Below are 13811 nucleotides of genomic sequence, written 5' to 3'. Positions count from 1 at the left end.
TATACTCCTTTTAGTAATATGATTATTTTAATGTAGCAAATGCTTCTGCCACACGGTCGATATTATGGTGATTTAAACCCGCTACACACATTCTTCCGCTGCCCACCAAATAAACAGCAAAATTATCTTTCAATTGTGTAACTTGCTCTTTACTAAAACCGGTATAACTAAACATGCCTCGCTGTTTAACCAAATAATCAAAATTACGCTCAGGAGCAGCTTTTTTTAATAATTCAACCAGCGTAGATCGCATTGTTGCAATTCGATTTCTCATTGCATCGAGTTCTTTAAGCCATTGTGTTTTAAGTTCTGGATTATTTAAAACATAACTAACTAACTGCGCACCATAAGCTGCTGGGCTAGAATAATTCTGGCGGACAGTGGCTTGCAACTGCCCTAATACGTGGCTAGCTACTTTGCTGTTATCACATAAAACAGATAGCCCGCCAACGCGTTCACCATAAAGTGAGAATGTTTTTGAAAAGGAGTTACTGATAAATCCACACAAGCCAACATCAGCCATCTTTCTAATCGCGTAAGCATCATCGTCAATGCTTTGGCCAAAACCTTGATAAGCTATGTCCATAAATGGAATAAGATTTCGTGTTTGTAAAACCGCTATCACTTTATCCCACTGTGCTTGCGTTAAATCAGCACCAGTTGGATTATGGCAACAAGGGTGTAGTAAAACAATGCTTTGGGCAGGTAATTGATTTAATGTTTCAAGCATTGCTTCAAATTTTACACCACAGGATTGTGCATCAAAGTATGGATATTTATTTACTTTAAAACCTGAGCCATTAAAAATAGCAATATGATTTTCCCATGTTGGATCACTGACCCAGACTTGCGAATTTGGAAAATAACGATATAAAAAATCTGCCCCCACCTTAAGTGCACCAGATCCGCCTAATGCTTGTATCGTTGCAATACGTTTGTTTTGATAAGCCACATGGTCGTCACCAAATAATAATGATTGAATTGCTTGGCAATAAGCGGGTAAACCACTCATCGGCAAATACAACTGAGCATCTTGGTTATGGTGATAGACATAATTGCGAGCCGTTTTAATGCATTGTAATTGAGGAACTATGCTGTTTTCATCATAATAATAACCAATACTTAAATTAGTTTTATTATCTCTACTATCATTAATAAATTCAGCTACTAATGATAAAATAGGATCCCCTGCATATGGCTCTACTTTTTCAAACATATTTACAATCCAAATTGACACAAAAAATAGTAATAAATTATTGTAGATTATTGCACCAACTAAATCAGCAATCAATCACTAAATAACAGGTTAACAATAAATAATTAAATTGATTTTTGGTTAGAAATTTGCAGCTTTTTTGCTAAAAAGAATTAAAGGTTAAAATAACTCAAAATGTAACGTTTTTTAGTGCAATTTATACTAAAACGCTTTATTTACTGAAAGTTTTTGACAAACATTAGCACCTTTTGGTGCTAATCAGATAAGTAATTTATTTAGCGGCAATAACTTCAATTTCAACTTTAGCATCTTTAGGGATTCGTGCAACTTGGACACATGAACGAGCAGGGAAAGAAGCATTATTTTCAGTAAAAAAGGCTTCATATACTTCATTTACAGCGGTAAAGTCATTCATATCGGCTAAAAAAATAGTGGTTTTAACGATATTATTCACTTGATAACCTGCTTTTGTGACAATCGCTTTAACATTAGCTAAACTCTGTTTCGCTTGCTCTTTCACACAACTTGGCATTTCACCTGTTGTTGGATTTAGTGGGATTTGCCCTGAGGCAAATAACATATTACCTAAATCGACAGCTTGAACATAAGGGCCAATAGCCGCAGGTGCTTTGTCAGTGCTAATTACTTTTGCCATATTCGATTTTCTCCTTTTTAATCTATTATTTGCTTTTTTAATTATTAAAATAATCAATGTGATCTTTTTCTCTTCCCTCATTTCAACAGGAACACAATTTGGTGTCAAGTCAACGCAAAATTATGATCGTGGGACTTATGGTAATTTTCTGATATGATAATCGTAATTTTTTATTTATTACGAGAGTTAATATGTTTGAGAATTTAACCGACCGTTTATCACAGACATTCCGCAATATCAGTGGCCGTGGGCGATTATCTGAAGACAATATCAAAGATGCACTACGCGATGTACGTATGGCATTACTTGAAGCTGATGTTGCACTGCCTGTGGTTCGTGACTTTATTAATCAAGTTAAAGAAAAAGCTGTTGGCTTAGATGTCAGCAAAAGTCTTACGCCTGGTCAAGAATTCATTAAAATAGTTCAAGCCGAGCTGACAAGCGCAATGGGGGAAGTCAATAGTTCACTTAATTTGGCAACCCAGCCTCCCGCTGTCATGTTAATGGCAGGATTACAAGGTGCAGGTAAAACAACCAGTGTCGCTAAACTAGCTAAATTCCTCAAAGAAAAACAAAAAAAGAAAGTGCTAGTTGTGTCTGCGGACGTTTATCGACCCGCTGCAATTAAACAGTTAGAAACACTGGCTAAAGCGATTGATGTCGAATTCTTCCCATCTGATATTACTGAAAAACCTGTTAATATTGTTAATAAAGCAATTTCCCATGCAAAATTGCAATTTTTTGATGTGCTCATTGTCGATACCGCTGGTCGTTTGCACATTGATAATGACATGATGGATGAAATCAAAGCACTACATCAAGCAATTAATCCAATTGAAACATTGTTTGTGGTTGATGCTATGACAGGGCAAGATGCAGCAAACACAGCTAAAGCATTCAACGATGCTTTACCACTCACTGGTGTGATTTTAACCAAAGTTGATGGTGATGCTCGTGGTGGGGCAGCATTATCTATTCGCCATATCACAGGTAAACCAATTAAATTTTTAGGGATGGGAGAAAAAACTGATGCGTTAGAGCCATTTTACCCAGACCGTATTGCTTCGCGAATTTTGGGGATGGGAGATGTCATCTCTTTAATTGAAGAACTACAAAGTAATGTCGATCGCGAAAAAGCTGAAAAAATTGCTAGAAAGCTAAAAAAAGGCGACAAATTTGATTTTAACGATTTTCAAGATCAACTCAAACAGATGCGTAATATGGGCGGAATGGGAGCAATGCTGGCTAAATTACCGGGTGTTGGTCAACTTCCAGATCACATCAAAGCTCAAATGGATGATAAAATTACCATAAAAATGGAAGCAATTATTGGTTCAATGACATTAAAAGAGCGCGCTAACCCTGAAATTATTAAAGGATCGCGCAAACGCCGCATTGCAAATGGTTCAGGAACTCAAGTTCAAGATGTCAATAAACTATTAAAACAGTTCGAAGATATGCAAAAAATGATGAAGAAAATGAAAGGTGGAGGCATGATGAAAATGATGCGCCAAATGAAAGGATTAATGGGCGGAGGAGGCATGGGATTCCCACCTCGTTAAATCACCATATACACTGTTTTTAGCTAAAAAATAGCTTGTCCTATCTTTAACTAAAAGTTTTCTGCAAAGATTACCGTGCTCGCAACAGCACGGTATTACCGTTAATTGCTTGGTCTAGTCGATTTAAGCTTTGTCGGTTGACTGATTGCAAGTACTGTCCCCATCGACGATATAATGATAAAAACAATTGCTAACCACTGATAGTAGGTTAATTGTTCATGTAACACAATTAGTCCAGAAAGTGCTGCAAAAACGGGCGATAAACTCATTAATGTACTAAATGTTTTAGCCGGTAATTTAGGCAAAGCCATCATATCTAACCCATAAGGAATTGCCGATGCTAATAATGAAACGACAAAAACCATCGGAATAAGTTCTAATGAAAACATGGCGCTACCAGTTTGCCAGATACCGATAGGAAATAAAAAGCACGAAGCAATAACCGACCCAATTGCGACACTTGATGAACCATGAAGGGCGCTAGCTTTACGCCCAAATAAGATATAACATGCCCAACCACTTCCTGCTAATAGCGCATATAAAATCCCAATGGGATCTAAATGGTTTGATGCTTGATGAATAGGCAAAAGCATAGCAAGGCCGACAATGGCAACACCTAACCAAATAAAATCAAGCACTTTTCGAGAAGAGCACATTGCCACTACAATAGGTCCAGTGAGTTCAATGCCAACAGCAATACCTATCGGAATTCTTGCAATCGCGTTATAAAAAGCTAAATTCATACAACCAATTGATATGCCATATAAAAAAATGTATTTCAATGCTTTTTTGGTCATGACTTTGCGCCATGGTTTAAATATCAAAACTAACAAAATTGCCGAAAAAAATAACCGCCAAGCAGTCATTCCTTGAGGCCCGAGAATAGGAAACAAATATTTGGCTATAGATGCGCTACCTTGAACCGAAATCATTGAAATTAAAATAAAAAAAATAGGCAAAAATCTTCTAAGCATACAGAATTACCATAATTGAATTTTGAAATTATTGCATATACAACGGGTGACAAAGCATTTTAAGTAGGCATGCACTTGAACATAAAATTAACTAATAACAGACTAGTTTATCTGTTAATTAGTTCTCTCTTTTTACTGACAATAAGGCAAGATCTTGTAATGCTTGTTTATAGGGTGAATCGGGTAAAATAGCGACAACATCAAACGCTTTTTGAGCCTCTTCTTGAGCGGTTTGTAACGTAAAATCTAGCGAACCACATTCATCCATGATTTGTAATATACGATCTAATAAATTTCGCCCATTACCTTGCTCTATTGCTTGACGAATTAAAGTTGCATCTTGAGCATTTTTAGTGTGGCGCATTGCATGTAAAAGCGGTAAGGTTGGTTTACCTTCGTTAAGATCATCGCCTAAATTTTTACCTAATTTTTGGTTGCTATCAGCGCTATAATCGAGTAGATCATCAATGATTTGAAAAGCTGTACCTAAATATTTGCCATATTCTTGCAAAGCAATCTCTTGCTGCTCGTTTGCACCAGCTAAGACCGCAGCAGAATGTGCGGTCGCCTCAAATAAACGTGCGGTTTTGCGATAAATAACATCTAAATATTGTTCTTTCGTGATATCGGGATCGTTACAATTAATCAATTGTTGTACTTCACCTTCAGCAATCACATTTGTTGCCGCCGACATGATCGTCAATACTTTAAAAGATTCTGTACGCACCATCATTTGAAAAGAACGTGTATAAATATAATCACCAACAAGCACACTTGCAGCATTACCAAAAATTGCATTAGCGGTCGATTTACCACGGCGTAAGTCAGACTCATCAACAACATCATCATGCAATAAAGTGGCAGTATGAATAAATTCAATAAAAGCTGCTGTGATAATATGTTTATCGCCTTGATAGTGAAGTGCTTTAGCAATTAATAATGCAATAACAGGGCGTATGCGCTTTCCACCACTACTAATGATGTAATTACCTAACTGATTAATTAAAGCCACATCAGAACTAAGTTCTGCTTGTATAGCTTGATTTACTTTTATTAAATCGTCTTTAACAAGATCGAGTATTTGATTCATTGACGGAGTGTTCATCAGCCTAACCATTATAAATAATAGATATCTATTTTCTATTATCTGATAAATATCATGATGCAACAAGGCCTTATCTATCATATTTCAAAAAATGCTACAAATGATAAGCATTTTCATCTAGAATACTTAACTTAAGTTAAAAATGATTATTGCTATGAAGATTAACTTTGATATAGACATAGATAATGCTAAGGCTCCTTTGAGCCCTACGAAAAAGAAGCCTAAGAGTCGCTATATATGCACATCGGCTTCCGTAGTGTCACATCTTGTATTATTTGCACTACTGTTTAGCTCGGCCTTATTTGCTGAAAATATTGTTATTGATGAAGGCGATAATGCAATTAAAGCTGTTATGGTCGATTTATCGCAATTGGCAGCTCCCGAGCAATCATTAGTAGAAAATACCCCCGATATTAAAGGTGTGGAAAATAGCGAACTTATTGATAATAAACCGATTGAAGAAATTCCCACTGATCCAGTTGTTGAACCAGAAGTTGTTAAAGAAGAAACAACCGATCCTATTGTTGAAAAAATACCTAACAAACCTACTGTAGATTCCCAAAAGAACATCGTGGTGAAAAAAGAATCAAAAAAGAAGAAACAACGCTCACCAGCCCCAAAAGCTTCACGTCAACAAGTCAGGCAAGAGGTTGCCAGTGAAAATGTCGCTAATACTTCCGTAGCTCCAAAGATTTCAGATAGTCAGCGATATTCAGGCAACCCTTCACCAATTAGACGAAATCAACCCGAATACCCACGGCGAGCGCTTGATATGCGTTTAGAAGGTTATGTGATTGCTATGTTTGATGTTAACAAAGATGGGCGGGTTGAAAATATTCGGATAATAGAGGCTAATCCTAATAATATTTTTAATCGTTCAGTAATCAACGCCATGAAAAGTTGGAAGTATCAACCAATTGCTAGCAAAGATTTAAAAATAAAAATTATCTTTAATCGCGATAAATCAATTAGTCTAGGTTAATAATGATGTCGATAGAAAAGCCATAACTTCAATTAAAAAATTATGGCAACGATACAACTAATAAGCAAAACAACTAATAAGCAAATTTGTTTGCCATCAATTTTTCAATTTTTACTGGATCTTTGGGCACATCAGAGGTCAATACTTCATTGCCTGACTCAGTAATTAAAATATTATCTTCAATCCGAATACCTATGCCTTTATATTGTGCCGGCACATTTGCATCTTGGTTAATATAAAGCCCTGGCTCAACTGTTAATACCATACCAGGCTCTAAAATGCGGTTGCGATCACTACCAACATCATGCACATCTATGCCTAACCAATGTCCTAAACTGTGCATATAATAGTGAGTGTAGGCTTTGTTAGCAATTAAAGTATCTATATCTCCTTGCATAATACCTAATTTAACTAAACCTTCTACCATCGTTCTAATAACATGATTATTCACATCCATAATTGATGTGCCTGGCTTAAATAATTTAATAGCTTGATATTGCGATGCTAAAACAATGTCATAAATTTCACGCTGAGCTTGGCTAAATTTACCATTAATCGGAAAAGTGCGTGTAATATCTCCTGCATAGTATTGGTATTCACAACCCGCATCAATCAAAACTAAATCACCATCTTTTAACTGATCACTGTTATTTTCATAATGTAAAATGCAACCATTATTACCACTACCTACAATAGTATTATAAGACGGTGAGCGGGCGCCATGCCAAGCAAACTCATGTAAAATTTCGGCCTCTAATTGATATTCATGCATATTCGGTTGACATTTTTGCATAGCGCTAATATGAGCTTTTGCACTAATCTTGCAAGCTTGACGTAAAAGTTCTATTTCAAAATCTGATTTAACCATGCGCATTTCATGGACGATAGGACGCCAATCAATTTTACAATTAGGCGCAGATAAATTCATTCTACTACCTTGTCGTAAGGTGTTAATCGCATGATCCACAATACCATCTGCATATGCATACTGTTGATCAGCATGATAAACTGCCGTTTTACCATTTAATAAATCAGGTAATATCCTATCAATTTCATCAAATAAATATGCCTCATCAATAAATATAGTCTTTAATGCGGCTTGCTGCCCTAAACGGTAACCTGTCCATATTTCTGCCAAAGCATCTTTTTTGCGGTTAAATAATACATATTTCGGTGTATTATCCTTTTGTTTAATGACCACAAAAACCGCTTCTGGTTCGGCAAAAAGAGTAAAATACCAAAAATCACTATTTTGTCGATATGGGTAATGCGTATCATTACTACGTACAACTTCTGGAGCTGCAAAAAAAAGAGCAATACTATTTGGCACCATTTCGGCTAATAATTTCTCTCGCCGTGCCAAGAGTTCTGTTTTGATATCGGTGTTTATCATTATAATGGCCTTGAGGTGTGTAATTACTATTATTAATGGATTGTTGGGCGAATATCTGGCTCATTAAATTCATCAAAACATAGCATCGAAGTTATGCGAACATACTCTTTTATTTCTTCAAAAGCAAAACCAAGTTCTTGCTGATCTTCATTTTCGTCATAACCCAATTTAACAATTTGGCGAAGATCATAAATAGCCTCACCAACATCACCTTTGATGTGATTAATTTTAGGTTGTACAAGTCCAATGCCAAGCAAGAAATGATTCACCCAGCCGACTAGATCATCAAGCTGCGCATATAAATCCTTATCACTTAGTAATAATTGGAAGCTGAAATCTTCTTCAAAGAATTGTTGTTTGGTAAGCGTATAAAGATGGCTTATTTTTTCATCTAATGATGCGGGCATTTTTTGACCATTGTTTAACATATCTTCAACCAATGGATGCCAACTTTCATCAAAATTACCGCCAGCTAATATGCCTGAAAGAAAACCGTGCAGTTCGGCTGCGGTAATACCTATTTTATTTTGAATTAGTTGACCATTAAATTCGTCATAATTAATCGCATTTGACATAAACTTCACCTTAGTCTTATTGCATCATAAAAAAATGTACTCTGCACTTTCTCTGATTATTAGTATATAATTATAAATAATAAACAGGTTCCTGCACTTTATAAAGGAATTATTTTGAACATTGTAGAATTAACCATGAAATTGTTTCTGCAGCTATTATTTTTTGTAGGATTATCATTATCATTAACTGCCTGTGGCTTATTTCTATCAAATAAAGGTATGATTGTCCTTGATGTGCGAAACAAAATACATACTAATGTAACAGGTCAAGATTTACCTAAAGCTTATAAATTAGGTGATAGTGAGCAAGAATTACAACGATTTGAAACTTTCTGTAGAGAAGAGATACGAGCATCACAGCTTGATGGTAGTGAAGAAATGGTTTTTGAAAATATAAAACATGGGATTCATGGACAGGTAGAATTTAAAAAATGCAGTGATAAGATCACGCGTATCTATCAGTATTGATCAAATATGACTATCTTAATAAATTAAGATAATACGATTGACCTAATATAAAAGATATATGAAATCTTACTAGCCTTTCAGGCTGTTTTTATTTATATTGGTCGCTAGAATGAAAATATTTTGGGAGTAAAATAATATGTATAAACAAGATGTAACCATTACAGCATCTAACGGTCTTCATACCCGCCCTGCTGCACAATTTGTTAAAGAAGCAAAAAACTTTAACGCAGAAATCACGGTCACATCTAATGGCAAAAGTGCAAGCGCTAAAAGCCTATTTAAATTACAAACATTAGCTTTATCACAAGGCACAACTATTACTATTGAAGCTGAAGGCGAAGACGAAAAAGAAGCTGTTGATCACTTAGTAAAATTAATTCCTGAGTTGGAATAAATAACTCCCGATTAGCTATGAATGGTTTTAAAATTGAATAAGGATTAAATGTTATGGTATCAGGTACACTTGTTTCCCCAGGTATCGCTTTTGCTAAAGCGCTATTATTAAAAGAAGAACCTATTGTTATTAGCAATAGACAAATTCTTGATAACAAGATTGACGCTGAGATTGAGCGCTTTAAGGAAGCTCGAGAAAAATCAAGCAAACAACTTCATGCGATCATGGAACGGGCGAAATCAACATTAGGAGAAGATAAAGCGGCCATTTTTGAAGGGCATATTATGCTTCTTGAAGATGAAGATCTTGAACAAGAAGTTATTTCTCGTATTCAAAGTAAGCACTCAAGCGCTGATGCTGCTGTTCAATCTGTTTTTGAAACTCAAGCTAAAGAGCTCGAAAATCTAGATGATGAATATCTAAAAGAACGCGCTGCAGATATTCGTGATATCGGTAAACGATTACTAAAAAATATTTTAGGTATTGAAATTGTTGACTTAAGTGCTATTAGCCAGCCATGTATTTTAGTTGCAACTGACTTAACGCCGTCTGAAACAGCTCAACTAAACTTAGAAATGGTATTGGGTTTTATTACTGATGCTGGTGGGCGCACCTCACATACCTCAATTATGGCTCGTTCTTTAGAAATCCCTGCTATCGTTGGCACATCTAATGCAACTCAAGCAATCAAACAAGGTGATTTCATTATTCTAGATGCGATCAATAATGCTATTTATATCAACCCAGATCACACTACTCAAGAAAAGTTAAAACAAGTTCAAGCTAAATACCTTAGTGATAAAGAAGAACTTGCTAAATTAAAAGATCTACCCGCTGTAACCCTTGACGGTCACCAAGTAGAAATTTGTGGCAATATTGGTACAGTACGGGATATTGCTGGTGCTGAACGTAATGGTTATGAAGGTGTTGGTTTATACCGCACGGAATTCTTATTTATGGATCGTGAAGCGTATCCTGACGAAGAAGAACAATTTAAAGCATATAAAGAAGTAGCTGAATCAACCAATGGCTTATCTGTGATTGTACGCACCATGGATATTGGTGGTGATAAAGATGTCCCATATATGCATTTACCAAAAGAAGAAAATCCATTCTTAGGTTGGCGAGCAATTCGTATCTGTTTAGATCGTAAAGAAGTGCTTCATGCACAATTACGTGCAATTTTACGTGCATCAGCATTTGGTAAATTGCGCATTATGTTCCCAATGATTATTTCTGTAGAAGAAATCCGCATATTAAAGTCTGAAATCAATATCCTTAAGGAACAATTAAATGCTGAAGGTAAAGCGTTTGATAAAAATATTGAAATTGGTGTAATGATTGAAACGCCAGCAGCCGCTGTAATTGCGCATCACTTAGCCAAGGAAGTCGATTTCTTTAGTATTGGAACCAATGACTTAACACAATATACGCTTGCCGTTGATCGTGGTAATGAATTGATTTCTCATCTTTATAATCCATTTTCACCTTCAGTACTAACACTAATCAAAAATGTTATAGATGCTTCTCATAAAGAAGGAAAATGGACTGGTATGTGTGGCGAACTTGCTGGTGATGAAAGAGCGACAATTTTATTACTTGGTATGGGGCTTGATGAATTTAGTATGAGCGCAGTATCAATTCCTAAAATTAAAAAATTAATTCGTAATACAAATTATGAAGAGGCGAAAAAATTTGCTGATACTGCATTAGAAAAAGCAACCGCCAAAGAAATTATTGATTTAATTGAAAATTACACTGCTGAAAAGCAAATTTGTTAGGAGACAATAATGGGTCTATTCGATAAAATTAAACAATTCGTATCCGATGATAATAAAAATGGCATCGAAATTATTGCCCCCTTAAGTGGCGAAATTGTCAAAATCGAAGATGTACCAGATGTGGTTTTTGCTGAAAAAATCGTTGGTGATGGTATTGCAATCAAACCTTCTGGTAACAAGATTGTTGCGCCATTAAATGGTAAAATTGGCAAAATATTTGAAACCAATCATGCTTTTGCTATTGAATCAGACGAAGGCATTGAGCTTTTCGTTCACTTTGGTATTGATACAGTAGAACTAAAAGGTGAAGGTTTTACTCGTGTTGCCGAAGAAGGCCAGCAAGTTAAAATTGGTGATACAATTATTGAGATTGATCTACCTCTACTTGAAAGTAAAGCCAAATCAGTATTAACACCTGTGGTTATTTCAAACATGGAAACTGTTGCCGAACTAACTAAGTTATCAGGCTCAGTTGAAGCGGGTCAAACACCGATAATGCGAGTTAAAAAGTAATAATCATTATTGATAAAAAAACCTTCAGTGGAAACTGAAGGTTTTTTCTTTATATTCAAGCACTTTATTTCTTGAGACTTTTTAACGCCATTTTTTATATTGGTTAATTAAGTTGTTTGTCGACTCATCATGAGAGCTCACTGGTTTATTGTCCGCTAGCTCAGGTAAGATACGTCCAGCTAATTGCTTACCAAGTTCTACCCCCCATTGGTCAAAACTAAAGATATTTAAAATAATACCTTGGGTAAAGATCTTATGCTCATACATCGCAACTAATGCACCAAGTGAATAAGGCGTAATTTTTTTGACTAAAATTGAATTGGTAGGTTTATTGCCATCAAACACTTTAAATGGTACCACGGATTTCACTTCATCAAGATTTTTGCCAGAAGCAATAAATTCTTGCTCAACCTGCTGTGCTGTTTTACCAAAAGCTAAAGCTTCAGTTTGTGCAAAAAAGTTGGACAATAATTTTGGATGATGATCACCAATAGGATTATGGCTAATCGCTGGCGCAATAAAGTCACAAGGAATCAGTTTAGTCCCTTGATGAATTAATTGATAAAACGCATGCTGACCGTTCGTACCTGGCTCACCCCAAATAATTGGACCAGTAGTATAGGCAGTTTTATTACCATTTCGATCAACACTTTTACCATTTGATTCCATATTCCCTTGTTGAAAATAAGCAGCAAAACGATGCATATATTGATCATAAGGTAAAATTGCTTCAGTTTCAGCACCGCAAAAATTATTGTACCAAATACCAATTAGTGCCAATAATGCAGGTATATTTTTCTCGATTGGCGTACTTTGGAAATGCTTATCCATAGCATGGCCTCCAGCTAAAAATTGTTTAAAATTATCAAATCCAATTGATAATACAATTGATAAGCCAATAGCCGACCATGATGAATAGCGTCCGCCCACCCAATCCCAAAATTCAAACATATTAGCGGTATCGATGCCAAATTTTTCAACTTCCTTAGCATTAGTTGAAAGCGCAACAAAATGTAAAGCAACGGCTTTATCATCTTGAGCTGCATCAAGTAACCATGCTCGTGCCGTTTGAGCATTAGTCATGGTTTCTTGAGTGGTGAAAGTTTTAGATGCTACTAAAAATAATGTGGTTTCAGGGTTTAAATTTTTAAGCGCTTCAACAATATGGGTACCATCAACATTAGAAACAAAATGCATATTTAAGTGGTTTTTATAGGGGCGTAACGCTTCGGTAATCATATGAGGACCCAGATCTGAACCACCAATTCCAATATTTACAACATCAGTGATCGCTTTTCCAGTATAACCTTTCCATTCGCCACTAATGATTTTTTTACTGAATGATTCCATCTTTGCCAGTACTGCATTAACATCATCCATCACATTCTTACCATCAACATAAATTGGGGTGTTTGATACATTACGAAGTGCGACATGCAATACAGCACGATCCTCTGTACGATTAATTTTTTCACCACTATACATAGCTTTAGTTGCACCAGCTAGATCGCATTCATCAGCTAATTTATAGAGTAGTTCTAACGTTTCTTGCGTTATCCTATTTTTGGATAAATCAACCAAAAACTCATCTTCAAAAGGAATACTGAGATTTTCAACTCGTTTAGCTTCCTCTTTTAATATTTGCGCAATTGTTTTGCTGTGATGTTTTTCATAGCTAGCTTGAAGAGATTTCCAAGAATGGGTCGTAGTTGGATCAATTGACTTTAACATAACTTATTCCTTAAATAATATGACTCTACATCCATAATATAACTATGCCCAGCATGATGCAAGATAAGGATCTTATCGGATAAATTAAGTGTTATTGAAAATAATTGATATTGGATAGGCTATGCTCATTCAAATAACTTTTTTAAGGGGCAAGATAAATTTAACTCCAAAAAAGGCAAAGTATATGAATCAACAAAAACGCCCAAGACAAACTTTCAGCGCTGATTTCAAATCGCGAATAGTGAAACGTTATCTGCAAGGGGAAATCACGCAATGATTTGGTCAAAAAATAGGATCTCACACCATTTGCTTTAGAACGCTAGATAAATCAATCTAGTAAAAGTAACTCATTTAGCTCTAAGGGTAATCGCACTCCAAAACAAAATGAATTAATGGCCTTACACAAAAAGCTTAAACAGCTACGTATGGAAAAAGAAATCCTAAAGCAGGCTGCACTAACAA

Annotated in this window: 13 protein-coding genes; 6 read left to right on the top strand and 7 right to left on the bottom strand. The window is 35.6% G+C overall.

Annotated elements, in window-relative coordinates; all coding sequences use genetic code 11:
- Window positions 1–22: 22 nt before the first annotated feature.
- Window positions 23–1216: an amino acid aminotransferase gene (locus tag A9G47_RS01320; RefSeq protein ID WP_065641980.1), complete on the bottom strand. Its 1194-nt coding sequence runs from the start codon at window positions 1214–1216 to the stop codon at window positions 23–25.
- A 271-nt stretch (window positions 1217–1487) separates the two neighbouring features.
- Window positions 1488–1871, bottom strand: a complete 384-nt coding sequence (locus A9G47_RS01315; protein WP_065567357.1) for a RidA family protein — start codon at window positions 1869–1871, stop codon at window positions 1488–1490.
- Between the two features lie 191 nt (window positions 1872–2062).
- On the opposite strand from A9G47_RS01315, the gene ffh reads away from it, so the two are divergent.
- Window positions 2063–3433: a signal recognition particle protein gene (gene ffh / locus A9G47_RS01310; RefSeq protein WP_065567356.1), complete on the top strand. Its 1371-nt coding sequence runs from the start codon at window positions 2063–2065 to the stop codon at window positions 3431–3433.
- Window positions 3434–3534: 101 nt separating this feature from the next.
- Here ffh and A9G47_RS01305 read toward each other — a convergent pair whose 3' ends face one another.
- Window positions 3535–4407 carry an EamA family transporter gene (locus A9G47_RS01305; protein WP_065579945.1) on the bottom strand — a complete coding sequence of 291 codons (873 nt, stop codon included), beginning with the start codon at window positions 4405–4407 and terminating at the stop codon, window positions 3535–3537.
- 118 nt (window positions 4408–4525) lie between these two features.
- Entirely contained in the window at window positions 4526–5512 is a 987-nt protein-coding gene (ispB, locus tag A9G47_RS01300; protein ID WP_065567355.1) for an octaprenyl diphosphate synthase, read from the bottom strand.
- Between the two features lie 256 nt (window positions 5513–5768).
- Between ispB and A9G47_RS01295 the strand changes: the two genes are divergently transcribed.
- Entirely contained in the window at window positions 5769–6494 is a 726-nt protein-coding gene (locus tag A9G47_RS01295; protein WP_065641979.1) for a TonB family protein, read from the top strand.
- A 73-nt stretch (window positions 6495–6567) separates the two neighbouring features.
- Here A9G47_RS01295 and pepP read toward each other — a convergent pair whose 3' ends face one another.
- Together pepP and A9G47_RS01285 are read right to left on the bottom strand one after the other, a co-directional pair.
- On the bottom strand, window positions 6568–7884 hold the full coding sequence (gene pepP, locus A9G47_RS01290; RefSeq protein ID WP_442903025.1) for a Xaa-Pro aminopeptidase: 1317 nt from the start codon (window positions 7882–7884) through the stop codon (window positions 6568–6570).
- Between the two features lie 35 nt (window positions 7885–7919).
- A complete protein-coding gene (locus A9G47_RS01285; protein WP_065567352.1) occupies window positions 7920–8462 on the bottom strand; it encodes a UPF0149 family protein in 543 nt (180 codons plus the stop codon).
- A 135-nt stretch (window positions 8463–8597) separates the two neighbouring features.
- Here A9G47_RS01285 and A9G47_RS01280 point away from each other — a divergent pair, with 135 nt between their 5' ends.
- The 4 genes from A9G47_RS01280 to crr all read left to right on the top strand — a co-directional run bounded on the left by A9G47_RS01280 (window position 8598) and on the right by crr (window position 11618).
- The gene (locus A9G47_RS01280; RefSeq protein ID WP_065567351.1) at window positions 8598–8930 is read left to right on the top strand and encodes a hypothetical protein; all 333 of its coding nucleotides are present in this window, start codon (window positions 8598–8600) and stop codon (window positions 8928–8930) included.
- A gap of 136 nt (window positions 8931–9066) precedes the next feature.
- Complete coding sequence (gene ptsH, locus A9G47_RS01275) at window positions 9067–9324, top strand: phosphocarrier protein Hpr (RefSeq protein WP_065567350.1); 258 nt, start codon at window positions 9067–9069, stop codon at window positions 9322–9324.
- 53 nt (window positions 9325–9377) lie between these two features.
- Entirely contained in the window at window positions 9378–11105 is a 1728-nt protein-coding gene (ptsI, locus tag A9G47_RS01270; protein WP_065567349.1) for a phosphoenolpyruvate-protein phosphotransferase PtsI, read from the top strand.
- A 9-nt stretch (window positions 11106–11114) separates the two neighbouring features.
- On the top strand, window positions 11115–11618 hold the full coding sequence (gene crr / locus A9G47_RS01265) for a PTS glucose transporter subunit IIA (RefSeq protein WP_065567348.1): 504 nt from the start codon (window positions 11115–11117) through the stop codon (window positions 11616–11618).
- A gap of 81 nt (window positions 11619–11699) precedes the next feature.
- Here the strand turns inward: crr and pgi are convergent, their stop codons facing one another.
- Window positions 11700–13349 carry a glucose-6-phosphate isomerase gene (gene pgi / locus A9G47_RS01260; protein ID WP_065579947.1) on the bottom strand — a complete coding sequence of 550 codons (1650 nt, stop codon included), beginning with the start codon at window positions 13347–13349 and terminating at the stop codon, window positions 11700–11702.
- Window positions 13350–13811: the final 462 nt, after the last annotated feature.

The organism is Gilliamella sp. WF3-4 (assembly GCF_001690275.1).
In the GTDB taxonomy this organism is placed as follows: domain Bacteria; phylum Pseudomonadota; class Gammaproteobacteria; order Enterobacterales; family Orbaceae; genus Gilliamella; species Gilliamella apicola_C.
This window is presented reverse-complemented; position numbering and strand designations above follow the sequence as displayed.